Annotated in this window: 19 protein-coding genes; 8 read left to right on the forward strand and 11 right to left on the reverse strand. The window is 47.7% G+C overall.

The features are described from left to right. The first annotated feature begins 11 nt into the window (after positions 1-11). The 4 genes from ACXAC1_RS09640 to xdhC all read left to right on the forward strand — a co-directional run bounded on the left by ACXAC1_RS09640 (position 12) and on the right by xdhC (position 5,378). Positions 12-566, forward strand: a complete 555-nt coding sequence (locus ACXAC1_RS09640) for a M23 family metallopeptidase (protein WP_475061294.1) — start codon at positions 12-14, stop codon at positions 564-566. Between the two features lie 186 nt (positions 567-752). Then, positions 753-2,204 carry a xanthine dehydrogenase small subunit gene (gene xdhA / locus ACXAC1_RS09645; RefSeq protein ID WP_475061295.1) on the forward strand — a complete coding sequence of 484 codons (1,452 nt, stop codon included), beginning with the start codon at positions 753-755 and terminating at the stop codon, positions 2,202-2,204. Next, positions 2,197-4,548 carry a xanthine dehydrogenase molybdopterin binding subunit gene (gene xdhB / locus ACXAC1_RS09650; protein ID WP_475061297.1) on the forward strand — a complete coding sequence of 784 codons (2,352 nt, stop codon included), beginning with the start codon at positions 2,197-2,199 and terminating at the stop codon, positions 4,546-4,548. Before xdhA ends, xdhB begins: the two co-directional genes overlap by 8 nt. Then, positions 4,545-5,378: a xanthine dehydrogenase accessory protein XdhC gene (gene xdhC, locus ACXAC1_RS09655; protein WP_475061298.1), complete on the forward strand. Its 834-nt coding sequence runs from the start codon at positions 4,545-4,547 to the stop codon at positions 5,376-5,378. The genes xdhB and xdhC overlap by 4 nt, the downstream gene beginning before the upstream one ends. Positions 5,379-5,436: 58 nt before the next feature. On the opposite strand, the gene ACXAC1_RS09660 is transcribed toward xdhC, so the two are convergent. The 9 genes from ACXAC1_RS09660 to ACXAC1_RS09700 all read right to left on the reverse strand — a co-directional run bounded on the left by ACXAC1_RS09660 (position 5,437) and on the right by ACXAC1_RS09700 (position 18,334). Continuing rightward, positions 5,437-6,966 carry a carbohydrate-binding domain-containing protein gene (locus ACXAC1_RS09660; RefSeq protein WP_475061300.1) on the reverse strand — a complete coding sequence of 510 codons (1,530 nt, stop codon included), beginning with the start codon at positions 6,964-6,966 and terminating at the stop codon, positions 5,437-5,439. Position 6,967: 1 nt separating this feature from the next. Further along, positions 6,968-7,597 (reverse strand): DUF4956 domain-containing protein, encoded by a 630-nt coding sequence (locus ACXAC1_RS09665; protein WP_475061302.1) that lies wholly within the window; start codon positions 7,595-7,597, stop codon positions 6,968-6,970. A gap of 118 nt (positions 7,598-7,715) precedes the next feature. Then, positions 7,716-8,426, reverse strand: a complete 711-nt coding sequence (locus tag ACXAC1_RS09670) for a polyphosphate polymerase domain-containing protein (RefSeq protein WP_475061303.1) — start codon at positions 8,424-8,426, stop codon at positions 7,716-7,718. Further along, positions 8,423-8,959 carry a lamin tail domain-containing protein gene (locus ACXAC1_RS09675; RefSeq protein WP_475061305.1) on the reverse strand — a complete coding sequence of 179 codons (537 nt, stop codon included), beginning with the start codon at positions 8,957-8,959 and terminating at the stop codon, positions 8,423-8,425. Before ACXAC1_RS09675 ends, ACXAC1_RS09670 begins: the two co-directional genes overlap by 4 nt. Positions 8,960-9,127: 168 nt before the next feature. Then, the gene (locus tag ACXAC1_RS09680; protein WP_475061306.1) at positions 9,128-11,272 is read right to left on the reverse strand and encodes a TonB-dependent receptor domain-containing protein; all 2,145 of its coding nucleotides are present in this window, start codon (positions 11,270-11,272) and stop codon (positions 9,128-9,130) included. A gap of 291 nt (positions 11,273-11,563) precedes the next feature. Next, positions 11,564-12,916 carry a TolC family protein gene (locus ACXAC1_RS09685; protein ID WP_475061308.1) on the reverse strand — a complete coding sequence of 451 codons (1,353 nt, stop codon included), beginning with the start codon at positions 12,914-12,916 and terminating at the stop codon, positions 11,564-11,566. Beyond that, complete coding sequence (locus tag ACXAC1_RS09690; RefSeq protein WP_475061310.1) at positions 12,916-14,844, reverse strand: MacB family efflux pump subunit; 1,929 nt, start codon at positions 14,842-14,844, stop codon at positions 12,916-12,918. The genes ACXAC1_RS09685 and ACXAC1_RS09690 overlap by 1 nt, the downstream gene beginning before the upstream one ends. Then, positions 14,834-16,018: an efflux RND transporter periplasmic adaptor subunit gene (locus tag ACXAC1_RS09695; RefSeq protein ID WP_475061312.1), complete on the reverse strand. Its 1,185-nt coding sequence runs from the start codon at positions 16,016-16,018 to the stop codon at positions 14,834-14,836. The genes ACXAC1_RS09690 and ACXAC1_RS09695 overlap by 11 nt, the downstream gene beginning before the upstream one ends. A gap of 366 nt (positions 16,019-16,384) precedes the next feature. After that, the gene (locus ACXAC1_RS09700) at positions 16,385-18,334 is read right to left on the reverse strand and encodes a TonB-dependent receptor domain-containing protein (RefSeq protein WP_475061314.1); all 1,950 of its coding nucleotides are present in this window, start codon (positions 18,332-18,334) and stop codon (positions 16,385-16,387) included. 402 nt (positions 18,335-18,736) lie between these two features. Between ACXAC1_RS09700 and ACXAC1_RS09705 the strand changes: the two genes are divergently transcribed. From ACXAC1_RS09705 to ACXAC1_RS09720, 4 genes are read left to right on the forward strand one after another with little or no spacing between them, the layout of a single operon-like run. Continuing rightward, positions 18,737-19,048: a hypothetical protein gene (locus ACXAC1_RS09705; protein ID WP_475061315.1), complete on the forward strand. Its 312-nt coding sequence runs from the start codon at positions 18,737-18,739 to the stop codon at positions 19,046-19,048. Beyond that, positions 19,045-20,871: a PepSY-associated TM helix domain-containing protein gene (locus ACXAC1_RS09710; RefSeq protein WP_475061316.1), complete on the forward strand. Its 1,827-nt coding sequence runs from the start codon at positions 19,045-19,047 to the stop codon at positions 20,869-20,871. The genes ACXAC1_RS09705 and ACXAC1_RS09710 overlap by 4 nt, the downstream gene beginning before the upstream one ends. Further along, positions 20,868-21,221 (forward strand): DUF3325 family protein, encoded by a 354-nt coding sequence (locus ACXAC1_RS09715; protein WP_475061317.1) that lies wholly within the window; start codon positions 20,868-20,870, stop codon positions 21,219-21,221. Before ACXAC1_RS09710 ends, ACXAC1_RS09715 begins: the two co-directional genes overlap by 4 nt. An 11-nt stretch (positions 21,222-21,232) precedes the next feature. After that, positions 21,233-22,321, forward strand: a complete 1,089-nt coding sequence (locus tag ACXAC1_RS09720) for an alpha-hydroxy acid oxidase (RefSeq protein ID WP_475061318.1) — start codon at positions 21,233-21,235, stop codon at positions 22,319-22,321. A 3-nt stretch (positions 22,322-22,324) separates the two neighbouring features. Here ACXAC1_RS09720 and ACXAC1_RS09725 read toward each other — a convergent pair whose 3' ends face one another. Beyond that, entirely contained in the window at positions 22,325-23,011 is a 687-nt protein-coding gene (locus ACXAC1_RS09725; protein ID WP_475061319.1) for a Fe2+-dependent dioxygenase, read from the reverse strand. Between the two features lie 132 nt (positions 23,012-23,143). After that, positions 23,144-25,369: a TonB-dependent receptor gene (locus ACXAC1_RS09730; RefSeq protein WP_475061320.1), complete on the reverse strand. Its 2,226-nt coding sequence runs from the start codon at positions 25,367-25,369 to the stop codon at positions 23,144-23,146. Positions 25,370-25,388: the final 19 nt, after the last annotated feature.

The raw sequence follows: 25,388 nt of genomic DNA on the forward strand, positions 1-25,388 counted from the left end.
CGGAGTCCATCATGAGTAAAGCATTGATCATAACCAACGTATTAATTGTCGGTGTTGTTGGCATGGTTAGCGCTGTTTGGCATGCGAACGAAAATTGGCAAGAGCCGATAGTGATGCCGGTTGTTGGGGCGACGCCTCGTGATTGGCATCCTGAAACATTCTGGTATGAGCCTTGGGGAGAATCTTTGGTTCATAAAGGTATGGACATCTTCGCCGAACGTGGCACGCCAGTAGTCGCGGCGACGAATCACATTATTTTATCTATCAATGATAGCCGACGTGGTGGAAAGAACATCTGGGCGCTTGGGCCTAATTGGCGTATGCATTATTACGCTCACCTCGACTCCATTGAAGAAAATCTAGGGCGCTATGTCGAAGCGGGTACGCAGATTGGCACCGTTGGCAGCTCCGGCAACGCGCAAGGTAAGCCGCCGCATTTACATTATGGCATTCGTCTCGTGTTTGCCGATGAGTCTCGTATCGACGATTCGACGCTAGGTGAACAAAAAGCCAATTGGCTTAACCCGATCGAATATCTTGCTCCCGTTATTACAGATCCTCGATAAGTATAAAGTTTAACCGATCGGTTAAATTTGGCAGGATTCCTGCTACTCTATCCTAATAAAGCATAATTAAGTGTGCTGATGGGGCTTTCCCTGATGGCTTTTTGTCCATTGGAAATGCTTAAAAATCAGACACTAAGCAATCAAAGCACGTTGGAAGGCTTTGTTTGAGATTAGGAGTAGAGAGATATGATTCGTTTTTTGATGAACGATCAAATGGTGTCCATTGAGCAATGTGCACCGCACACCACCGTACTGGAATATTTACGCACCAAAGCCGAGCAGCGGGGTACCAAAGAAGGTTGTGCATCAGGAGACTGTGGTGCTTGTACCGTGGTGTTGGCTGAAGTTACTGAAGGACGTCTGCAATACCGTAATATTAATAGCTGTATTACGCTTCTTGGTAGTTTGCATGGCAAGCAATTGATTACGGTTGAGCATCTAAAACAGCAAGGGGCGTTACATCCAGTACAGCAAGCCATGGTGGATTTACACGGTTCTCAGTGTGGCTTTTGTACCCCCGGCTTTATCATGTCGATGTTCTTTCTTTATAAAAACTGTTTGCAACCGACTCGGGCTGATGTTGAGCAAGCGCTTGCCGGAAATCTTTGTCGTTGTACTGGCTACCGCCCAATTATTGATGCGGCACTAAGTCTGGCAGGACAGGGGAGCAGTGACGCCTTTTCTGAAAAAGAAGCCCAGACCATTTCCCGTTTACAGACGATTTTAGCTCAACGGCCAAGCGGCTCATTACTGGATGGCAGCCGTCAGTTTCTGATTCCAACGTCGAGTGATGCGCTATTGCAGTCTTTAACAGACTATCCTGAGGCAAAGCTATTGGCGGGGGGGACTGACTTTTCATTGTCGATCACTCAGCAACTACAGCAGCCAGAGGTGATTATTTACACTGGCCGAGTAGCGGAACTCATGCAACTTGAAGAAACGGAACGCAGCATCACAATCGGTGCTGCGGTGTCTTATAGTGATGCCGAATCTTTATTGCATAAACATTTCCTTCCCTTTGCTTCGTTATTAGAGCGCTTAGGCTCTTTGCAAGTACGTAATCAAGGCACCTTGGGTGGCAATGTGGCCAATGCCTCGCCGATTGGTGATACGCCACCCGTGTTGTTGGCGTTGGATGCAGTATTGCATCTAAGAAGTCCTGCCGGACGAGAGGCGATACCGATCAGTGAGTTCTTCACTGGATATCGTCAAACTAAGCTTCCATCTGCTGGGTTTATTGAAAGCATTGAAATTCCACTGCAGTCAGAGCGGACGTTATGTGTTTATAAAATATCAAAACGCCTAGATGATGATATCTCAGCCGTGTGTGCGGCGTTTTCAATCTCACTGAAAGATGGTGTAGTCACCGATGCACGTCTTGGTTTTGGCGGTATGGCGGCAACGCCTGCACGCGCATTACATGCAGAGAAAGCCTTGATCGGTCAGCCCTTTACCGAACCAGGAATTGTCGCGGCTCAACAAGCCTTAATCCAAGATTTCAGTCCAATTGATGATGTGCGTGCAACCGGTACTTATCGCCTACAAGTGGCGCAAAATCTATTGCTGCGTGCCGTTCTAGAACACGATCCAGAACAAGAAAATTCCAATCAAATCATGGAGGTGGTGCAGTATGCGTAAGTTGGCCGCAAATCAAAACAGTGCCCCCCAAACCATCGGCGCAACGGGCGTATCACGCAAACATGAAAGTGCGCCGAAACATGTGGCGGGTGAAGCTATCTATGTTGACGATATGCTGGAGCCACGGGGTACGTTATACGGTGCTGTGGGCTACAGTGCCATTGCCAAGGGCCGAATTACATCACTGGATTTATCGGCGGTAAGAACTAGCGAAGGGGTGGTTGAGACACTCTTAGTAGAAGATATCCCTGGTCATACGGACATTGGTGCGGTGTTCGGTGGTGATCCGATTTTGACGTCTGACGAAGTGAAATACCAAGGCCAGCCCATCTTTGTTGTTGTCGCTGAAACAGAGCAACAGGCGCGCCGTGCCGTAAAGCAAGCCAAGATTGAATTTGAAACACAAACACCTCTGTTAGAGGTGACTGAAGCGCTAACTCATAAGCAATTTGTTCGGCCTTCACATTTTATGCATCACGGCGATGCGCCTAAGGCCTTAGAGCAAGCCCCGCACCGCTTACAAGCGGAACAACATGTCGGCGGCCAAGAACACTTTTATCTAGAAGGCCAAGTGGCGCTAGTGGTGCCAGCCGAAGATGGTGGCATGCTGGTGTACAGCTCCACTCAGCACCCCAGTGAAGTGCAAAAGCTGGTGGCGGAAGTATTGGCTGTGCCAGTGAACCGAATCACCGTAGACATGCGTCGTATGGGCGGCGGTTTTGGCGGTAAAGAAAGCCAAGCCGCCGCTTGGGCATGCATGGCGGCGGCTTTGGTTTTGAAAACGGGCAAACCAGTGAAGCTGCGTTTACCTCGTGTCGATGATATGAGCATGACCGGTAAACGTCATCCGTTTTACAACACTTATGATATTGGTTTTGATGAGCAAGGCCTGATTCACGGGGCGGATATCATGGTGGCGGGTAACTGTGGTCACTCAGCGGATCTGTCTGATGCAATCGTGGATCGCGCCATGTTCCATGCGGACAACGCTTACTATCTGCCAGATGTGAGTATTGCCGGTCATCGATGCATGACCAATACCGTGTCGCATACCGCGTTTCGCGGCTTTGGTGGCCCACAAGGGATGATGATCATTGAGCGGGCCATGGATGATATCGCACGTGTAGTCGGCAAAGATCCCCTCGATATACGTAAGCTCAATTTGTATGGTCCTGATGGGCGTGATACGACGCCATACCATCAAACAGTGGAGCACAATGTTTTATTAGAGCTGATTGAGCAGCTTGAGCAATCCAGTGATTATCGCAAGCGTCGCGATGAAATCACCCAGTGGAATAAAACCAGTCGTGTCTTAAAACGAGGTTTGGCGCTGACGCCAGTGAAGTTTGGTATTTCCTTTACTCTACAACACTTGAACCAAGCCGGTGCCCTGATCCACATTTATACCGATGGCAGCATCCAAGTAAACCACGGTGGCACGGAGATGGGACAAGGTTTGCACACCAAGATCATTCAGATCGTTGCAGAAGCCTTGGCAATCGATCCGAATGAAATCCAAATTACCGCGACGCGAACGGATAAGGTTCCTAATACCTCGCCAACGGCCGCTTCAAGTGGTACGGACTTAAACGGCCAAGCAGCGAAGAATGCAGCACTGACGTTGAAACAGCGCATCGCTGAATGTATCGCCGAGCAAAAAAGCTGTGCACTTGAAACGGTCAAGTTTGCTAATGGCCGTATTTATTGGGGGAATCAATCTGAGTCCATGAGTTTTGCCGAAGCAGCGCTATTTGCATACGTAAACCGCGTTTCCTTGTCTGCGACAGGCTACTACAAAACCCCAAAAATCTGGTACGACAGAGAGCAAGCCAAAGGTCGCCCGTTCTTCTACTTTGCTAACGGTGCGGCAGTGTCCGAAGTAGTGGTGGACACATTAACAGGTGAGTATAAAGTCGTGGGGGTGGATATCTTGCATGATGTGGGGCGCAGCTTAAACCCAGCCGTCGACCGAGGTCAGATTGAAGGGGGCTTTATTCAAGGCATGGGCTGGCTCACCACCGAAGAATTGAAGTGGAACGAGAAAGGCGTGCTGACCAGTAATGGGCCTGCGACCTATAAAATCCCTGCAATCAGCGATACCCCCAAACGTTTTAACGTAGACTTGTTTGAGCGTGATAACGACGAAGAAACCGTTTATCACTCCAAAGCCGTCGGTGAGCCGCCATTTATGTTGGCGATCTCTGTTTGGTCAGCATTGCGTGATGCGATTGCTTCTGTGGCGGAATATCGCGTCAGTCCACCATTGGATACGCCTGCGACACCAGAGCGTGTACTGAATGCCGTGATGACCACTCGTGCAGCGGGCCAAAAGGAGGCTGTATGATTCGTTGGGCAGAGCAGGTGGCTGCCTTGCAACGCCAAGGCTGTGCCTTTGTTATGGTCACCATTATTGGCACCCGTGGCTCTACGCCACGGGAAGCGGGCAGTAAAATGGTGGTCACCGCAGAGCAGACCTATGACACCATTGGTGGTGGGCATCTAGAATTCAAAGCCATTGCTCGCGCTCGTGAATTACTATTGGGCGAACAGGATTCTCAAACGCTGGAGCAATACCCTTTGGGCGCCTCCCTAGGGCAGTGCTGTGGTGGGCATGTGACCGTGCTGTTTGAACATTTTGCGGCGTCGGCTAAGCCTCTCCTAGTGTTTGGTGCAGGGCACGTGGCAAAGGCATTGATTCCGATATTGAGTGAATTGCCAGTGCGTGTGAAATGGGTTGATAGCAGGGCAGAGCAGTTTCCTGAACACATTCCGAGTCAGGTTGAGAAGTGCTTAACCGACGATCCGGTTGGCGAAGTCACACAGGCTGCATCGGGCAGCTATATGTTGGTATTGACCCATAATCACCAGTTGGATTACGAACTCACTGAAACGGCATTGAAGCGTGGTGATATGGGCTTCATCGGCGTGATTGGCTCTGATACTAAGGCGCGACGCTTTCGTCAGCGCTTGGCCCATCGACAGTTTAGTGAGACTGATATTGCTAAAATGACCTGTCCTGTAGGACTCGCGGATGTTCCAGGTAAACGTCCCATGGAAGTTGCTGTTTCCATTGCGGGTCAGATGATTGCGCTTTACCAAGCAGAGCAGCCTGTATCCGTGTCACCAGCTGCAGCGGATTGGTCTGAGATAAAGCGGGCGTTAGAAGTAGAGTAAAAATAGGAGACATGACGTCTCCTATTTTAGTGTGGTGGCTGTGTATCGTGCTAAAGCGTTACCACCAGCCTTTCTTTTCGCCTCTTTCGCCACGAGGGCTGCCGCGTCCAGCGTTACCAAAGCGGGTAATGACGGTATCCAGTGTGACTGTGGTGATGTCTTCGCCATTAATTTGCACTTGGTAAGTTTGACCCAGTGTGAATTCAGGCTCAGAAACAGTGAACGATTGGAAGTCCATTGGCATCACTTGTTCAAACACCTGATTGCTCTCGGCATGGGTGATGGTGACTGTGGCCCCTTTTGCATAAGTGCTTTCTAAGTTGATCTGAATAACTGGCTGAGTAGAGTCGTCAGAAGGGACTTGTGCCATGCCAGCACTGCCCATGGCAAATAAACGACCACCTGTTAGCTTGAAGAAGCCATCCACATCAATATAGCCATCACGATTACTGGTTGGCCCTTCGATAAACAGTTCACCGCCACTCATCATGGCGTCACCATTCGAGTCAAAGCCGTCACCACCGGATTGGATATGCGTGCGGCCACCTAAGATGGTTAGAATGCCATCTACTTTGGCTTTACCACCGCCATGTGGAGGACGTTCACCAGGTTGGCCTTCAGGTCGTTCGCCGCGAGGAGGGCGTTCGCTCATTTCTCCTTCAGGATGTTCACCACGCTCACCGCCTTTAAAAAAGCCTTTCACACGCTCGCCAAAGTTAGGCTCATTCGCACCACTGCCATCAGAGATATTTACTGCATCGTCTTCCGCTTTGACAAAAATGTCTCCGCCATGAATCGTGATATTACGGCTTTCAATGCCCTCATAGGACTCTTCGACACGAATGTTGCCACTGTAAATGTCGACTTTGCGTACGCCCTTGATGCCATCGTCTTTTGCGAAAATCTGAATGTCGCTGCCTTCGATGTGAATAAAGCCTTTGTCTTCACGCTCTTCGTTGTCGGCTTTAATACCGTCGTCACCCGCCTTGATCAGGATCTTAGAGTCACGGATATCGACACTGTCTTGGCCGTATAAACCATCGTCTACGGTTTCGATGCTGATGTTGGCGCGGCGAATATCAAGATCGTCTTTACTCACGATTCCGTCTTTATAACGGCCCACAACGGTTAAAGTTGCTTGTGGTGCGCCGGTGATTTTTAGATCAGCTTTAGAGTAAATCGGCGCGTTTTGTTTTGCTTCGCTTTCTTTCTCCGCGCTGTGGTTATGGTCTTCAAAACGGTTGTTGGAATTTGGTGCCAACTCAACATCCACATCACCCGCTTCTTCGATGTACAGGACAGACCCGTAAGCGTTGGACAGTTGGATATTATCCAGCTGTAACGTAACTTTCTCGTCTCCTGTGTTGACCCAGATTTGACCGTTGTCACTTTGTCCCGTTAGGCGGTAAGTACCACCGCGGGTAATAAGGATACGGCCGTCTTTGACCAAAATGGCTGGGTTCGATAAAGGTGGCTGTGCCACATTCAGTTCAATGGCATTGTTGGTCGCAGAGACCTGAGTGCTGGCTGCGAACAAGGCTGCATATAGAGGCGTGATCGCCCAACGTCGAGATAGCTGTTTCATCATATTATTCCGTAAATTCGCCGTTACTTGAAAGAAGAACACAGCTGTTGATGCTCGTGCATGAGCGCAGCTGAGTAAGAAGAGGTTCTTGCTGTCCACGCTTAATCTTGACTTCGGTAACGCGTTCGACCACGTCGCCTTTTAGCGTGTCAGAGCGGGTTAGGTAGCTGTTGACCAGTTTGCGGTCATCTAAAATAGTTTGTACGGGAGCCCAATCGCTGCTGCGTGGGTATTTAATAATGAGCATGTAAGCAGGCTCGAAGGTCACCGAACGTGACAGCCCCCAAAGTACGATGGCAATGAAAATGCTCGCAATAAATGACAACTCGTAATAGGCCACGCCATTGGCGATCCCCACCATGATGGACCAGAAGATAAAGGCCGTATCGCGAGGGTCTTTGACGGCTGTACGAAAACGGATGATCGATAATGCGCCGACCATGCCTAAAGACAGCATTAAATTGCCACTGATACCGATGACGATGGCGTTGATCGCAATAGCCGTCATCACCAAGGTGATGTTGAAGTTTTGCGAGTACAGTACACCGTTGTAGGTGCGTTTGTAGATAAAGTAGATGAACATTGCCATCAAGAAGGTGATCGACAATGACAGTAGGATTTGCAGCATACTCATGGTGTTTTCCGAGAAGAGCAAGCTGTTATTAAGTATTTGGCTTAGGTTAGTTGAGTCCATGATATTCGTATTGCTTCAAGAGTTAGTAGTTAAAAGATTAAAGAAATAAAGGGATAAATTAGTCGCCGTAAAACTCACGCATATGCATTCGACCTTGGCAATATTTACTAATCGCCATGGCGGTGGTGCCATCAAATTTCAGCAGAGTAGGGAACCAAGAGGGCAAACAAGTATTGAACTTGACCTCCATGATGATGGTGTCTGGGCGCTGTAAAGTGTGGGTTTCAAGGTCCGGGTTAAATAGGTCTAGATCGCTGGTATTTACACGGATGTTTTTATCAAACGTGACGCGAATTTCGTTGTAGTCGAGCATGTAGACTTCTCGGTCATAGTCGACAATCACTTTCGGACGAATAAATTTACGCTTGAGGTCGAAGTAGATAGAGCGCGCGCTTTGGCTGTCTTTTTCCAGTAAAAAGTCCACATCGCCATCAATCATTTGCAGGGCTTCAGCCTTGCTCAAGCGCACAGAGCTTTTGTTGACAAATTGATTGTGTTTGCGCTTACGTTCTAACTTGACCCAATCGAACGTCGGGTCGTAGGTGCGTAAACGGTATTTATCGCGGTGTTCAATGCCGTCCAGTTTTTCCTCAACGCTGGTGTCATAATCATCGTCAAAGTAGAGACTACGAATGAAATAGCCGCGTTCGTCTTTTTGATGAGGGTCTCGCTGCATTAGCGTGGTGAGCAGGCGACGCGCGTATTCGTAATCCGCGTAGCTGATGTAATACTTCACCTCATGGCGCTGAACTTTTAGCGTATTACTCATCGGGCCGTCACCCCTCCAAGGTGTCCTGGAGTGGGCTGATAGGAAATTTCGACCACTTCAGAATCCTTGAGGTTGTGGCCGATGGAAAACTGTCCTTTATAAGCAGTCGGTGCGACTAGGGTGATGCGGTCCAATTGAGTTTTACCGCTTGGACTTGTCAGAATAACGCTTTCACCGTTACTGAGACTGAAATTCAGCTTAATCGCATCAAGCGGAAGGTTTTTGGCTTTTGCACCATATAAAAGTGTTGTGCCGTGTGCCGGAACGATAACATCAAACGGAATACGAAAACGCTCAGGATCCTCTATGTCATCACTTAGGTGATAGCCTTTTAGAGAAACGCTGTTTAGGCTTGGGTTATAGAGTTCAACCCAGTCTTGCTTATCGTTATTAGCAAACGATACCTCACTGATAAATAAGTGATTGGCAGATTGTGTTTCAGTTGCCTGGTGTATAGCGAAAGCACCCGCTGCAATGATGGCAACAAATGCAGAAAATAGGTAGGGCTTGATAGTGCGATAAGTCTGATACATAAAGCATGTCATTGTGCCGTAACAAAGTCGTCATATTATATTTTCAAATAACATTGTTTCTCATTTGTATTTACCTATATTTACATTCAAGAAGTGTTTTTTTAAGACAAAAAAAGAGCAGCCAAAAGGCTGCCCAAACAGAAAGAAAGCGTTTGTATCTAAAGGGGATTAGAAACGGTAATTAACGCCTAGCTTGAAATTACGACCAGGTTGGTAGGATGTTGTATCCGCCCCTGTATCGGTGTCTTCAGAAGTTTGGCTTTTGCTGTACAGTTCATCGGTCACGTTGTCCACGCGAAGTTGCGCGCTCAAGTTGTCGCTAAACTGGTAAGAGGCGAAAACATCGTAAACGGTGTAGCCTTTGTAAGTGTACTCCGTAGTACCATTGCGGCCACCGAAGTAGCTGCGTCCTTTACGATATTTGGTATCCACCCCTACTCGGCCTTTTTGATCGTTAAAGTAGGTACCTAGTGTAACACTGACACTACGTGGCACTAAGCTCGTGTCTTTGGTTTTTGAGCCATCGTCTTCGACCACATAACCATTCATGTCTTGTAGTGTGAAGTTAGCAAAGACAAGCGGGCTGTCGTAACCTGCTGCCAGTTCCCAACCAAAAACTGCTGCTTCATCTTTGTTCACAAATTGACGAACGTTGTAGACGCTGCCGTTGTACGTGCCGAGGCTACTGTCCAAAGTACCCAGTGTATCATTGTAGATCTTATCCTTTAGATCCGTATGGATGTAGCTGACGCTGGCATTAACACGGTCTTGAGCTTGCCAAACGCCCATGCGTTCGAAGGTTAGGCCGACTTCTGTATCTAATGATGTCTCACCTGTCAGGTCTTCATTTGGAATCACACACCAGTTACCGTGTCCATCCATACACCCAGAGGTGTTGCCGGTTTCGTATACGCCGTCACCGTCAGCATCGGTTCCGGAGAAAGGTACTTCAGGGAAGCTTTTGCCATAAATTTCATACACCGCTGGAGCTCGGTAACCAGAGCCAACTAATGCAGTAAAGCCTAGACCATGAGCAGACGTGTTTTCGAACGGTTTCCACAAAGCAGACAATTTAGAGTTAATGGAATCTTCACCTTCGAAGGAATCTCCTTTGAACTTTGCATCGTACTGGTCATATCGCAGACTGCCTGAAAGTTCTAAATCATCGCCCAAATGCAGAGTATCAGAAAGATAAGCACCAAGTGACGTACGCTCAACTCGCTTAGGCAAGCCATTTTCATCATCGTATGCCATGCGGACATCATCAAAAGTGTAGTCTAGACCGTAGCGAATGACATGCATGGTATTTTGCGTAGGGAATAAAACACTGGTGTTCTCAATTTCTGCGTAGGTTGTGGTAACGCCGCCAATATTTTCCCAATCCCCTGTACCATAATCCGAGTCTTGATCGCTTTCAGCATGAGACACACGTACTTTTAGATCAACCAAGTCGTTATCTTTCGGGTTAAAGGTGTATTGTGCTGACAAGGTTTGATCGCGAACTTCTTTTTTCGTTTCTGTACCATCATCATCAAAATCTGAGTAATCCATATTGTTTTGAAGCACGCTGGCTTCCAAACGCTGCGCTTCGTCAGGGGTAAACACACCCTTTAACAAATAGCTTAAATCCTCGGAGCCGGTGCTACCGTTACTAGTTTCATAGCCATTCGCATCTTCGTAAGCGTCGGTATCTTTGGCAGATATGGTCGCGTTAGCAGAGAATTTATCGCTGAACTGCTTCGCTACGTCAGCGCTGATACCATTGGCTTCACCATTTGTCTCATGGGTGTAACGTAGGTTCGCACCCCAATCACGGCCGTCGCGTATAATCGATTCAGGGTCTTTAGTTTCTAATAGAACCACACCGCCTGTTGAGCCGTTACCGTAGGTGTTTGCGGCAGCACCAGGGATGACCGTCACAGACTCATACATGTCCATGTTTAACCAAATAGTGTCACGATCGTTACTGCCTTTGTGCATGATTTGACTACGGTTATTCGGCGCACCTTCGACACGAACGCTCACCGCATTACCTGATTGGCCTCGGATAGTGATTTCACTACCACGTGAACCGCCCACTTCGTCAACTTGAACTGAGGCATTGTTTTGCAATGCATCGGCTAGGTTAGAGGCTTGTGCTTCAACAAGGTCTTCACTTGTGATGGTGGTAGCGCCTTGAGCTTCACTCACGCGTGCTTTGTCCGTTGTTTGAAGCTCTGTCTGTCCCTCAATCGTTAGAGTGTCCAGTTTATTATCGGCGTGTAGGGCGCTTGAAGCTAGTGCTACAGCCAATGCGACCAAAGTGGGTTTCATAAGAATGGGGTCTCCCTGCGTCAAAAAATGTAAAGATCAGTAAAGTCGGCGTTATATTCTCATAGAGGGCAGTAAAATTAAATGCTAATGCGAACCGTTATCATTATTATATTTGGGACGCACTGTTTCAATAATTGCAACAGGTCATCATAAATGCTGCAATTCAGGGCGTTGTATATGTCGAAAATGCCATATCAGAGTCATACTGTGTGGCGTTTGTGCATAAAAAAGCCGATAAATGCGAACACTTACCGGCTGATCAAGTAGATAGGGGAAAGAGGTTAAAAGAGGTTAGAAATTAGGCGCTGTACCGTTCGCTTGATATAAAGCGACAATGCTGTTGAGCATACTTTGTTTGGCGGTCACTAAGGATTCTTCAGTGCTGAACAAGCTGCGTTGTGCGCTAATAAGATCAGACTTGTCACGTACACCTTCTTCCCATTCATACTCCGTGAGTTGGGTTTTCACAATTTGATTCTGGTGGGAGATTTGCGCATAGCGATAGCCAATACGGCTTTGTTGATAAGCGCTTAATGTGTCTAGTACCTCATGTAACGCAGATACCACGGTATTCTGATAATTGATGCGTGCAATCGCCTCGTTGATTTCCGCCTTTTTTAAGGCTCGTTTGTTATCACCATTATCATACAGCGCCAAGCTAATGGACTCCGCTAGGGTTAAGGTCCATTGTTCCGCAAGGTCGTAAAGGTCTGAGGGACGCAAGCTAAGACTAATCGAAAGGTTTGGCCAACGATCTAGCTCTGTCTCAACTTTGCTTAAAAAGGCGGCTTTGACAGATGCTTCAGCCTCTTTCAAATCAGGGCGTTGACGAATCAACTCAGCTGGTTGGTTAAGCGCAATATCGGGCACGGTTAAGTCCAGCAAACGAAAATTCGGATCAAGCTCTTGCCAGTATGGTTGTCCTGTTAGCAGGGCTAGCGCTCGCTCTTGATCTTGCTGGTCGAGTTGCAACGTTTCAATTTTCTCTTCCAAGTTAAGTATTGTCTCTTGTTGATCAATCAGATCAATGCGTGAAACTAAACCTTCCTCATGTTGGGCTAAATAAAGCTCATAGCTTTCTTGCGCTGACACTAGATTTTTCTGAGCCAGAGTCATGCGCTCTTTTAAAGACAAATAGGCGATGTACTGTTTAACGATACTGGCTGTTACCGTCAGTCTAGCGGATTCAAAATTCCACTGGGAAGATTGCGCTGACAGCAGTGTTTGATCCATTTGCGCCTGTAATTTACCCCATAAATCCCATTCGTACTTCGCACTAAAGGACAGAGATGATGCATCTGAGCTAGTGAAGTTACTCAGATCATTGGTGTTGGCGCTTTGTGTTGAGCCAGCAGTAAGTGTGGCCGTCGTTGAAACGCCTTGGTTGGCTTCTTCTGTCTCGATTGCCAATCGAGCTAAACGTACCCGTTCAGCTGCCACCGCGATGGTCCAGTTATGGGAAAATGCAGTCTTAAGTAAGGCTTCCAGATCAGGAGAACCAAAGCTTAACCATTGGTTGGCTGAAAATTCTGCAAGGGCATACGTCGGCATGCTTTCTGCCGTCACGGAAGGCGCTTCATACTGATATTGACTGGCGCAGCCGGATAATAATAGCGCGGCACAACCGGTGATTAGATACTTCATTATTCCTCCGCGAGTGCGTCAATAGGGTTGAGCTTAGAAGCTTTGCGGGCTGGCGCGTGTCCGAAAATCAAACCGACAAAGAACGCTGAAGCAAACGCTAGCGCAGGCGGGTGCCAAGACAGAGCGATCGCAAGGTTAAAGCTGGACATGGCTAAGGCGGCACTGAGGCCAATTGCGATGCCCAGTAAGCCACCACTGCAGCACACCACCAATGCTTCGATATTAAACTGGCGTAAGATGTCTTTTGGTTTGGCACCCGTAGCCATACGCAAGCCGATTTCTCGGCGTCGCTCGGAAACACTCACCAGCATAATGTTCATCACGCCGATACCACCGACGAGCAGTGAAATGGCGGCAATGGAACCGAGCAACCAAGTCATGGTGTTTTGGGTTTCGGAAACGGCTTCGATCAATGACGCTGTGTTCAATACTTGAAAGTCTTCTGTACCGTGGCGTTGGATCAAGAGCGCACGAATGGCTTCTTCGACGCTGTCCAAATTGTCCGTGTCATCCACCTTAACAGTCAGGCCATTTAGGTACTGACCAGCAAACACTCGCGACAGGCCGGTAGATAGAGGTATCAGCACCATTTCATCGTTGTTGACACCACTTGCGGTGGCGCCTTGGGTGCTGAGCACACCAATCACTTGGTACAAGGCGCTCTTCATCATCACGTATTGGCCGATCGGGCTTTCATCAGGAAACAAAGACGTGGCAATGGTATCGCCAATAACAATCACAGGGGCCTTATTGAGCATGTCTTGTTGGTCGAACATGACCCCTTGCGATAAAGACCATTCTTTTACGTCAATATAATTCGGTGTCGTGGCCATGATCTTGCCACGATAGTCTTGGCTGCGGTAACGAATCGTCGAGCGACTTTCACGTTCGGGGGCCACGAACTCTATATGCTCAAGGGTACTGAGTGCTTCAGCGTCATACTCGGTTAATGTGGCAATGTCTCCTGTGTTGCGCATATTGGCACCGCCTGGACGAACCAGTAGTAGGTTGGTGCCCATCGACTGGATACGCTGTATCACTTGCTGTTTGCCACCTTCACCGATGGCCATCATGGCCACCACCGCGGCGACACCAATCACCACCCCGAGTAGGGTGAGCAGAGTACGAAACCAATTCGCCCGCAGCGCTTTAAACGAAATGTTGATGGCTTCATCAATGCCAATGGAGGGCAGCTCTTGCATCGTTTCAGGGTTTTCGCTCACCGGATCAGTGTTTGAAACATCACTGTCGGACAGGATCTTACCATCTTGAATATGCACCTGACGCTTAGCTTTGGCCGCGACGTCTGCATCGTGAGTGATCAGAATGACTGTGACTCCTTGATCATTCAATTCACTCAGCAAGGCCAGTACTTGTTCACTGCTTTTCGAGTCCAGCGCGCCAGTAGGCTCGTCGGCCAAAATTACTTCAGCGCCATTAATCAATGCCCGAGCAATGGAAACACGCTGTTGTTGGCCGCCCGATAACTCACTTGGCTTGTGGTGCTCACGTCCTTCTAAGCCAAGCTTCTGTAGCAACTCCATGGCCTTTTGTAGGCGCTGCTCTTTTGCTGTATTCGCGTACAGTGCCGGTAGGGCGACGTTCTCTTGAGCATTCAGTGTTGGTAACAACTGATAGCGTTGGAAAACGAAACCAAAGGTTTTAAGGCGCAGCGCCGCAAGTTGATTGGTGTTAAGTTTATTAACATCATGGCCATTAATCAGATAACGTCCTTCGCTGGGTTGATCCAAGCAGCCAATAATATTCATCAAGGTGGATTTCCCCGACCCTGATTGCCCCATGATGGCAACAAATTCACCTTCGTGTACGGTGAGAGAAACACCGTCTAACGCACTGATCAGTGAGTCGCCATTGCGATAATGGCGGCTCACTTGTTCAATCGACAGCAGCGGACGTTTAGAATCCACGATGCCCTCCCATTGGTGGGCGGTTGCTTGAAGACCCCATCAAATTGATACTGTTTTCACCACTGGCACCATTTTCTCGACCAACAATAACCGTATCGTTAAGATTTAGTCCGCTTATGACTTCCACTTGGGTGCGGTTTTTTAGGCCAACTTTCACCGGAGTTGTTGTACGTGAACCGCTTTCTGGTCCTGGAATGTAAGCAACGGCACCGCGGGGGCGCTCAGAGATGGCAGCTAGAGGAATGGTCAACACGTCTTTGGCTTGAGCCTCAATAAAGAAGACCTGGGTACTCATGCCATCCATCAAATGACCTGCTTCGTTATCAACCTTGATTAAAACTTGATAAAGCACGACGTCATTATTCACTAAGGGTGTTGGAAGTACCTTTCCCAGAGAGGAATAGAAGAAGTCATTCGGATTACCCAGAGTGGAAAAACGCACTGGCATGTCTGGAGACAGGCGTTGGATATCGGCCTCGGAAACATTGGCACGCAATGTCATATGGGACAAATCAGAAATAGTCATCAAGGTTGGGGCACTTTGGCTGGCATTCAGAGTTTGCCCTACGCGCACTTCAACACTGGTGATGGTGCCATCCATCGGGGCATAGATTTGGCTATAAGATAACGTAATAAGGTCTTGCTCTAATGCGGCTTCATCGACTTGTAACTCGGCTTCTGTGGCGGCAAGTTTGGCGCGCTGTACGACGATGTCTGTTTCACTTTGTTTTAAAGAATCATCGCTCACAGCACCACGAGCATTCAGACGACGATCTCGTTCAAGCTGGCTTTCAGCCAACTCTAATTGCGCGACCAATTGATCTCGTTGTGCTTTCTGGCTTAATAGGCTGGCACGACTTCTCTTAACTTCGGTCTCAAATACGGTTGCGTCTATCTCAGCTAACAGTTGACCTTTTTTCACCACATCGCCTTCGCTGACATACAGGGTTTTAATTTGACCTGAGACTTGCGCGCCGACATCAACATAGTTTGACGGCTCTAACGTCCCCGTGGCAGGTACGGTGATTTCAATAGAGCCCGTTTTTACAGTATCCGTTAACCAGCTAACCGAAGCGCTTTGACTGTCTTGATAGAGCCACCAACCCGCAAAAATAGGGCTGCCTAATGTGATGCTCCATAGAACACACTTCAATGTGAATCGTAAGATTGCCATGGTGGCTATTCGCTCCTTGCTGGACGGTTATTGGCATCAGGGTTACGGCGTGGACGTTCTCCTCGAGAGGGCGAGACATCATCCGAAAGACCGATATATGAGAGCAGTTGTTGCTGACCTGAAGACGAGCTAAAAAAATACATAGCTGACACACTCAGCGTGAGGCTAAGCACGGCAGAAAGAAGTAAGGCTTTCATAGAGTTAAGTATTTGATTGACCAAGTGGGAGGGAAATCTTTACAAATTGCAGAAATTAAGTAAATAAGAATGTAAATGATTCTTGGTAAAGCTATGTAAATTTAAGATGATTAAAATATAAAAAATGGGCGCCAGTGCGCCCGTTGATATCGAGTTTCACATTTAAAATTTAGAAATATGCGCTTAGTCCTAAATTATAGCGTCGGCCATCTAAAAGTGTGCCGTAGGTTTCATCTTCGATAGTCTTATCTACAGCATTATAAATTGTCGCGTAGAAACTTAAGGAGTCTGAATACTGATAAACAAGGCCTGTATCAATTTGACTGAAGCCCGGACGCTCCTCATCAGTGCCATATTGGCCTCGATAGTTAGCTGTAGTCCACAAAGAGACATCATCACTTGCTTGCCAATCTAATTTGATACTCGCAGTGCGTTCAGGTCTGCTCGAAAGTGGTTCGCCTTTATCCTCGCCAGAAGTAATTTCACTGTCTGTCTGAGTAAAGCCAAAGGTACTGACTAGTTGGTCTGTCATTTGCCAAGTTGCATCCACCTCAATGCCATACACTTCAGCACTGTCTACATTTTGATATTGCCATACTGCTTCATAGTCGTAACCAAAGTAGTTACAGCTAACATCACCAAGGTCGCTACCTTCACGACGATCACATATTTTAGGTTTTTCGATTTTATCAGTGTAGTCAGTGAAAAAGGCGGTTACGCCAATACTGTTGCCCTGATTATCCTGCCAGATACTTGCAAGTTCCATCGATACGCTACTTTCTGGTTTCAGGTCATCGTTCCCCATATCCGCACCATCCGTATTGCGGCCACCTCCACCTTCGAGCCAATTTGAATCTCCTTGTTTCAAATCTGGCGTGCGGTAGCCAGCGCTTACCCCGCCTTTAAAAACCCATGTGTCATTAGGGGTATATACGCCATATAATCTCGGCACAAATTCGCTACCGTAGTTTTCATCGTATACCCACCTAGCACCAGTAGTGAGAGAGAAGGTATCAGTCATAAACCATTCATCTTCAGCGAAAATAGCGCTATCAAACCTCTCTAAGTCACCTTTTTGCTTCGCTCTGCTAGGGTTTTCTGTGCTTTGCTCACGGAGATTGACGCCAAAGGAAAGTAGGTGTTCTTCAAGGGCTAGTGTATTAAGTGAGTTAGCCGTGATGCGTTCATACACTGAGTCTTGTGTATGATTGGTCATCTTTTCGTGTTTGATGTAACTGTTGGTGGTATTTGCTCCCCAGTCGATAGAGTGAGTCAGAGTTTGATGTTGTCGTTTCGTTTCAAGTGTGCGGTCTGAGCCTGTGTTGCTCTCGGTCCCTTCGCTATTTTGCTGCGCTGTTCCCAGTTCTAAGCTAGCTTTTTGATTTGCTGAAATCTGCCAGTCGACCTTACCTGAAATTTTGTGACGTTTATGCTCAATATACCCACCTTCACGCTTGTCTTCATCACGTAGGTAAGTTTCAGCAGATAATGTCCCAATCAATTGCTCTGATAAAGCACCATTGACTCTCAATTGAGCCTGTTTTTGGGAACCTGACTCCGAGCTTTCTGGAATGACAGTATTTAGAGAAAGTTGTCCAGTGGTTTCTACTGACACTGGCTTTGTTATGATGTTTATAACACCTCCAAGTGCATCCGAACCATATAAGGAGGACATAGGACCTTTTATCACCTCTATGCGTTCTATATTGCTCACGGGAGGTAGCCAGCCTAGTTCTGAACCAGAACCATTGCCATTATAGTAGGCCTGTTTAGACCCCTGTGGAATTCCATCTACCATAATCAAAGTATACTTCGAATCCATTCCCCGTATAGAAATCTCCCCAACACCTCCCTTACTTGATGGACCTAGGTCAACTGTAATGCCAGGAATCGACTGCAGTACTTGGCTAATATCTCTAAACGCTCCTCGCTCTAGCTCTTCATTAGTCACAATATCAATGCTGGCAGGCGCTATAGCTTTGTCAGTCGCCGTTCCGGATGCGCTAGCGGAAGTAACTTGAATGGTCTCTAAAATGGTAGCTGAGTTGGCCATAACGGGAACCGTGGCGCTTAAGCCAAGCGCTAGTAGCACTGAGCTGCGAATAGGGATGGGTCTCATTTTGTCTCCTGTGATTTTAAGTAATGCTAGTTTGTATTATGTAAAGTTACCTTGCGTATTGTATTACTTATGTAAATATTGTTGCAAATAAAAATTATTATCATTAACACTCAGGGGAGTGGCGGAGGATTTTAATATCTCCAACATTATTTATGTTCTAGTCGAAATGCAGGACAGTCATAGGCAACACACTGATAAGCTATTCTGATGCGGCAGTTTTTCTCTATCTAGGGACGAGAGGATAGGAAGGTGGTGCATAGTATGAAATTAAGAATAAAAGACATTATTAATAAAATATAAAAATGGTTTTAATTTACTTAACTTTACGTTTGAGCTGTCGCTTGGGATACGGCTTGTAAATATAATCATTCTCATTTTTAAATAGGGATGAAATGTTGAATAATGTTGCATGCAATTAAAAAAGGGTATGACCTCACTTTATCGCCAAAGATGTCTTTAGCGATCCGTTTGGCTGTGGCATTGATTGGCGGGTATGTTTTGTCTGCCGGGTTAAGCCTATTAACCAGCGCTATTATTGGCGGCACTGAGCGTGAAATGCGCACCATCGTGCATTTTATGTTTTTCCTCTATTACGCCTTTTCTATTATGACCTTCGTGGCGATTAACTCTCTTTACCGTAGCGTTTGGATTGCGTTGGGTACCAACGTAGTGGTGTGGGGATGCTGGTGGTTGCTCGGAGGACAAACGGTATGAAGGGGCCGCTACGTAAAACCATGACATGGCTGCACACATGGAGCAGCATTTTATTAGGTTGGTTACTGTTTGCGATTTTCCTAACCGGTACTTTGTCGTATTTTCGTGGTGAAATTAGTCACTGGATGACGCCTGAGCAGCATGCCTCTTACATCACCGACGATACGATTATGAAAGCCTATGAACGTCTTTCAGAGGTGGCGCCTGAGGCCAATAGTTGGAGTATTTCTCTGCCGACTGTACGTGATAATACGGTGGGGCTAAGTTGGCAGAATGAAGGTGAAAACCAGCGTCGCCGTGGCCCTCAAGAAACCCTGAACGCGGCAACGGGCGAATCCATTGATAGTCGAGAAACACGAGGTGGTGACTTTCTCTATCGCTTCCACTTTGAGTTGTATGGTATGCCGAGAGGCTTTGCCCGAACCGTGGTTGAAATCGCCACCATGGCGATGTTTATTGCGATCTTAAGTGGCATCGTGATGCATCGGAAAATCTTCAGTGATTTCTTTATGATGCGCACCAAGAACCGCTCGTTAGGCTGGGCGGATGCTCATGCGGTGACAGCGGTACTGGCGTTGCCATTCCACATTATGATTACCTTTTCTGGTTTGCTGCTGTTGTCCTCTAGTTTGATATTTTGGACGGAGAACACCCGCGGTGGCGGCGGTGGCGGTGGCGGCGGTGAACGTAACCAAGCACCTAATGCCCAACAGCAAATGGCAGAGAACGGTCCACGTGGTGGACAAGGCGATTTAGCAACGTTGACGGCCAATCGCACCGAAGGTGGGCGTATGACTGAGCAGCGTACGCAAGGTATGAATGGCGCACGTGGACAAGACAGTGCTCGTGCTGGCGCTGACACTTCAGAAGTTCGCGCAAGGCCGAATCGTGATGTTCGCGAAGCTGAGGGTGAGCGTTTAGGTGAACGAAGAACCCGCGGCGAAGGTCGTCAAACGGCTCGTCATCAAGGTCGTCAAGACATAGCAACACCACCGTTACGTAACATGCTGACTCAAGCCGAGTCTTTATTTGCTGGAGACATTGGTCGAGTACAGATTCAGAACCCTTTAACGGCTGATGCGACGTTTGTCTTTTCACCGGTGAATCGCGATATGTTGATGATGGAACGAGGCTCTAATAATAGCGTTACTTTCTCTGCTACGGGATTAGAGATTGAGCGTAACCAAGCGAAAGCGAGTGAAAGCAACTCGTTCTTCAGTGCTGCCGGCGGTGTACTGCGTACTTTGCATGAAGCGCGTTTCGCCGATGCGATTACCCGTTGGGCATTTTTCTTAGCGGGCGTGATGGGCACCATTATGGTGGGAACGGGCTCGGTATTGTGGGCGGTCAAGCGTGCCAAACGCCAGATGGGTCAGTTCGGTTATGAATTAGTCGTGATCACAAATATCGCCAGCATTGCCGGTTTGTGTGGTGCGGTGGCCGTTTACTTCTGGTTAAACCGCTTATTGCCTGTCACCCTAGAGAATCGAATTAACTGGGAAATTAATGGTTTCTTTGTGGCTTGGTTGTTGTCATTGCTCCATGCGATTTTCTATCGTAATAAAGGCGCTTGGGTGGTGCAGCTAGGAATTGCAGGTGCATTGTTCTGCTTGATTCCGGTGTTGGACACGCTAACGTCCTCCGCTAGTCTTTTGCATGCCATCATTCATGTGGATGTCTTACGTCTAAGTTTCGATGTGATGTGTTTGTTGTTAGGCGGCATTATGTTAGCCACCGCGCGTTATCTACAGAACAAGGCTCGTCGTGTCGCATCCCCAAAACCAGCCACTCGTAAACCCAATTTAGAAGGAGCTGTAAAATGACCGCGTTATGGGGGATTTTAATTGTCAGCTTCTTTAGTTTCATGCACTTTGCCGTGTCGGTGCAAAAGCACCATCGTGACCTCTATAAGAAAATGGCCATTACCAACAAAGAGTTCCGTGTACTGCAAGGTGTTGCTTGGATAACATTGTTGTGTACCTTGATCCCAGCGATTCAGCATTGGGGTGTCGGCATTGGTATCATGACTTGGCTACTATTGATTACGGTATCCGCTCTCGTGGTGACAGTGCTAGTGAACTTTGCTCCAGAAAGCTTTGCCAAACTATGGCGTTTTTTGGGCGTGGTGCGTTTCATTGCACCGCCCGCAGAGCGCCCGCAACGAACAAAATAAGAGGTTTTAGAATGTCCACCATCCCGGTAGGCGTTTGCTCATTAGCGGATTATGAGCAACATGCGAAAGAAGTATTGCCAGCGCCTACATGGGCTTATCTCTCTGGAACGGCTATGGACGGCCTGACGTACCAACGTAATCGTCAAAAGCTCGATGAGATCCTGTTACAACAGCGTGTGTTATGTGAAGACATGGCCAAGGGTGGTTGTCAGCAGACTTTATTTGGCCAGCATCTAGCCATGCCATTGTTGGTAGCGCCGCTGGCCTATCAAAAGTTGGCTCATCCCACTGGAGAGCTGGGAACGATCCAAGCCGCAGTAGCGCAAAATGTAGGGTTTTGTTTGTCCACCCTAGCCAGTGCGCCTCTGGAGCATGTGGCGCAAATGTCGCCACATGCCACCCGTTGGTTCCAGTTGTATTGCCAGCCCTCCCGCGATACCACTTTGCAGCTTGTGCGCCGTGCAGAGCAGGCCGGTTATCAGGCGATTGTCATCACCGCTGATGCGCCGATTAACGGCGTACGCAATGCTGAGCAGCGAGCTGGCTTTTCTTTGCCAGAGGGCGTCAGGGCGGTGAATTTAGAAAGCCTGCCTAGTGCAGCGCAAGGGGACTCCGTTTTTTCCTGTTGGATGGGGCAAGCTGCAGATTGGCAAACCCTAGCCTGGTTACGTGAGCAAACTAACTTGCCGCTATTATTGAAGGGCGTTATGTCGCTACAAGATGCTCAACGTGCCGTCTCGCTTGGGGTAGATGGCATCATTGTCTCTAATCATGGCGGCCGTGTACTCGATAGCCAACCTGCTACCATTGAGGTCTTGCCTGCTATTCGCGCTGCGGTAGGCAAAGAGACGACGGTGTTATTGGACAGCGGTATTCGCCGTGGTAGTGATATCTTTAAAGCGATTGCGTTAGGTGCGGATGCGGTATTACTTGGCCGCTCGGTATTTTACGCTTTAGCCGTGGCTGGTCCATTGGGGGTAGCCCATTGCTTGCGCATCCTACGAGATGAACTGGAAGCCACCATGGCACTGTGTGGCTGTGCCAGTGTGCAGGACATTACGTCCGAATGCTTGTACCAACCTAATACATCGACGTTCTGAAAATTAGTTGGTTTGGCTCCATTGGCGGAGTAGGTTGTGGTACACCCAAATTAGGTTTTGGATGTGTTCGCTTTCTTCGCCGTGTTCTTTTCTGAGTCCTTGAATACTTTGATCAAGTTGATGCAAGGTGCGACGCTGTTCGTTATCGGACACTAAGCTTTGTAGCCAAAAAAAGGAGCTGACACGTGCGCCTTTGGTCACAGGGTTAACTTTGTGTACGCTGGTTGAAGGGTACAGCACCATATCTCCTGCTGGCAGCTTTACTTCTTGGGTGCCAAAGGTATCTTGGATGACCAACTCGCCACCCTCGTATTCTTCTGGCTCACTCAAGAAAATTGTCATCGATAAATCGGTGCGAATCTTTACCGGTGTATTGGGCACCTGACGGATGGCGTTATCCACATGATAGCCAAAGGCTCCGCCCCCTTCGTAACGATTGAACATCGGCGGGAAAATCTTGGCAGGTAGAGCGCTGCCCATAAAGTCTTCCCGTTGACTCAGGGAATGCAATAAAAAGTCCCCTAACTTGCGGGCTAATGGGTCTTCTTGGTTAAGTTGTAAGTTGCTTTTCTGCTGTCGTGATGCGTTGCCAGCGGTGAGTTTACCATCTTGCCAATTGGCTTGACCTAAGGCTTGGCGGATCTCTTTGACTTGTTCTTTGGTGAGAATATTTTTGAGGTGTAACAACATGTTGAAACGCTTCTTATGAGGGTAAATGAAAAGCTAAAACGGCAAAGCAGCTGTGCTAAAACTAACACAGCTGCTCTGTAAGAGCGAAGAAAGGGGAGTAACTTCGCTATTATTTGCCAAGCTGATTACAGCTTAAAAGTCATATTTTACAGAGGCTTTGATGTTACGAGGGTTGCCAGGTAAAAAGTGGCCTTTAGCGCTGTAATCCGTTGCGTAACGTTCATCGGTTAGGTTGCCGATATTAAGTTGCGCTGACAGATTCTCGGTAAAGGCGTAGCTCGCCATGGCATTAACCAAAGTGACACCACCGGTGGTAAAGTAAACACGGTTTTGACGCCAGTACTCATTGCCTGAGTTGTACTCAGCGCCTAAGCCTAGCCCGAGCTTCTCACCTTGGTAAGACAGCCACACAGCAGCGGAGTCTTTTGGTGCAGAGCTCAAGCCATTCCCTGTTGCATTGGTAACTTCTCCTGAGCGGTTTGTTCGATCTGCTGCTTCAGTGACTTTCGCATTTTGATGGGTGTAACTGGCGGTGATGCTTAGAGTGTCGGTCAGTTGGCCTGTGGCAGACAGTTCCACCCCTTTACTTTCTTGCTCACCGGATGCTTCTAGAACGTTATCAACCGTTTGGTAAACGTCTTTCCTTGTTTGGAAAACCGCTGCGGCCAACAAAAGCTTGTCATCAAATAGCTCCCACTTGGTACCAATTTCTGCGGTAACCGACTCGATTGGATCAAGACTTGAGTACTCTTCTATTTGTTCAGCGCTACTACCATTCAATGATAAGTTGTTGCCGTTAGGTTCTTGGTTATTGGCGAAAGATGCGTAAATACTACTATTATTGGTTGGTTTAAAGTTGATCGCAGTATGCCAGCTAATTAGGTCTGATTTATCGACAGAATTAATGGATATAGTATTCCTGTCTTCGTCACGAGTATCTTGTGTGCTGTCGATTTTGTACTTTTCGAAGCGAATACCGCCGGCTAATTGAAGCTTGTCATTCAACGTGGCGGTGTTGCTTAAGTAAGCGGCTAGGCCTGTTGCGGTAGCGTCTTTAGAGTAACCGTCTACGGTGTATGAGCCTGTTGCAGTGGTGATGCCTGGGTTAGTGACATCATAGCTTGCTTGTGAGCGCACGACATTATCCAAGCTTACACTTGGTGTCTTTTGTGTCTCTTGGTAAATCTCAGCACCCACTACAAGATCATGTTTGACTGAGCCCGTCATGACTTCGCCCAAGAAATCAAATTGTGAAACGGCCAGCTGGTTCTCACTAAACTTATTGCTGGAACGCTCAGTGCTGTAAGTGCCATCTGAGTTTGGCCAGGGACGTGTAATAATACTTTTGGTTTCTGTTTCACCAAAGCGAGTTTGGTTGCGGAAGGTCCAGCTGTTATTAAGTTGATGGTTGATGATTGCTGTCAGCGTTGTAGCATCGACTTCTTCGAAATCTAGCCCTTTAACACCGTAGTAATTACTCCAGTAGCGCTCATCAATCATACCTTCTTGTAGGCCCGTTGCTTCTGAAACTGTTTCAGTAATAAATGGCAAACCAATCACAGGGGTGTTGTCTTGCTTCATATGCATAAAGTTGAAGGTGACATCCGTATCATCGCTAATCTTTGTAAAGAACGATGGTGCAATGGCGAACGTGCTGTAGTCTTCTTCACCGTTGTCCCAGTAGTCGCCACCATTTTGTGTTAGCAAGTTCAAGCGGACGGCACTGTCATCTGAGAGTACTTTGTTAAAATCTGTGGTGATTCGGCGTGTGTTACCCTCATCAATAGAGGCTGATAGACTGTTGGCATCACCACGCAGATTTGCCGCTTTGGTGACTAAGTTAACCGATCCACCTGCTGAACCTTTGCCTGAAATAGTGCCGTTGGCACCTTTCGCTACTTCAATTTGTTCTGTATTGAATGTGTCGCGGCTGTAGCCTGCTACATCGCGGATACCATCAGAGTAGATGCTGCCGTTTGCATCAAAGCCACGAATGGTAACGTTATCCGTTGTGTTAACGTTACCACCACCGCCTTCACCTGCACCAAAGGTAGAAACACCTGCTACGTTACGTAGGGCATCTTCAAGGGAAGTGACGCCTTGATCCTCTAAAACCTGTTCGTTGACAACATTGATTGTCTGAGGAGTATCTACTAATTCCTGAGTGTATTTCACACTCGCAGCTGATTTCACCGCATAGCCATCTTGCGCTGTATCAACTACTTCAATCTGTTCCAACTCAACGGTACTTTGCTCTGCTGCAAGAGCTGTTGAGCTCATCATTGCGAGTGCTGAGCTGACCGCGATAGCGATGGGTGCTACTTTGAAAGGGGTGTAACTAGGAGCCGCGTTTTTCATTCAATGATCCATGCAAAAT

The organism is Marinomonas sp. AWM4_232 (assembly GCF_056158325.1).

Bases quoted from the DNA above. Each gene is read 5' to 3' on its own strand.
- ACXAC1_RS09720 (WP_475061318.1), top strand. From the start codon at position 21,233: ATGTCCACCATCCCGGTAGGCGTTTGCTCATTAGCGGATTATGAGCAA.
- ACXAC1_RS09665 (WP_475061302.1), bottom strand. From the start codon at position 7,597: ATGAGTATGCTGCAAATCCTACTGTCATTGTCGATCACCTTCTTGATG.
- ACXAC1_RS09695 (WP_475061312.1), bottom strand. From the start codon at position 16,018: ATGGCAATCTTACGATTCACATTGAAGTGTGTTCTATGGAGCATCACA.
- ACXAC1_RS09675 (WP_475061305.1), bottom strand. From the start codon at position 8,959: ATGTATCAGACTTATCGCACTATCAAGCCCTACCTATTTTCTGCATTT.
- ACXAC1_RS09670 (WP_475061303.1), bottom strand. From the start codon at position 8,426: ATGAGTAATACGCTAAAAGTTCAGCGCCATGAGGTGAAGTATTACATC.
- xdhC (WP_475061298.1), top strand. From the start codon at position 4,545: ATGATTCGTTGGGCAGAGCAGGTGGCTGCCTTGCAACGCCAAGGCTGT.
- ACXAC1_RS09725 (WP_475061319.1), bottom strand. From the start codon at position 23,011: ATGTTGTTACACCTCAAAAATATTCTCACCAAAGAACAAGTCAAAGAG.
- ACXAC1_RS09710 (WP_475061316.1), top strand. From the start codon at position 19,045: ATGAAGGGGCCGCTACGTAAAACCATGACATGGCTGCACACATGGAGC.
- ACXAC1_RS09705 (WP_475061315.1), top strand. From the start codon at position 18,737: ATGTTGCATGCAATTAAAAAAGGGTATGACCTCACTTTATCGCCAAAG.
- ACXAC1_RS09640 (WP_475061294.1), top strand. From the start codon at position 12: ATGAGTAAAGCATTGATCATAACCAACGTATTAATTGTCGGTGTTGTT.
- xdhB (WP_475061297.1), top strand. From the start codon at position 2,197: ATGCGTAAGTTGGCCGCAAATCAAAACAGTGCCCCCCAAACCATCGGC.
- xdhA (WP_475061295.1), top strand. From the start codon at position 753: ATGATTCGTTTTTTGATGAACGATCAAATGGTGTCCATTGAGCAATGT.
- ACXAC1_RS09660 (WP_475061300.1), bottom strand. From the start codon at position 6,966: ATGATGAAACAGCTATCTCGACGTTGGGCGATCACGCCTCTATATGCA.
- ACXAC1_RS09715 (WP_475061317.1), top strand. From the start codon at position 20,868: ATGACCGCGTTATGGGGGATTTTAATTGTCAGCTTCTTTAGTTTCATG.
- ACXAC1_RS09730 (WP_475061320.1), bottom strand. From the start codon at position 25,369: ATGAAAAACGCGGCTCCTAGTTACACCCCTTTCAAAGTAGCACCCATC.
- ACXAC1_RS09700 (WP_475061314.1), bottom strand. From the start codon at position 18,334: ATGAGACCCATCCCTATTCGCAGCTCAGTGCTACTAGCGCTTGGCTTA.
- ACXAC1_RS09685 (WP_475061308.1), bottom strand. From the start codon at position 12,916: ATGAAGTATCTAATCACCGGTTGTGCCGCGCTATTATTATCCGGCTGC.
- ACXAC1_RS09680 (WP_475061306.1), bottom strand. From the start codon at position 11,272: ATGAAACCCACTTTGGTCGCATTGGCTGTAGCACTAGCTTCAAGCGCC.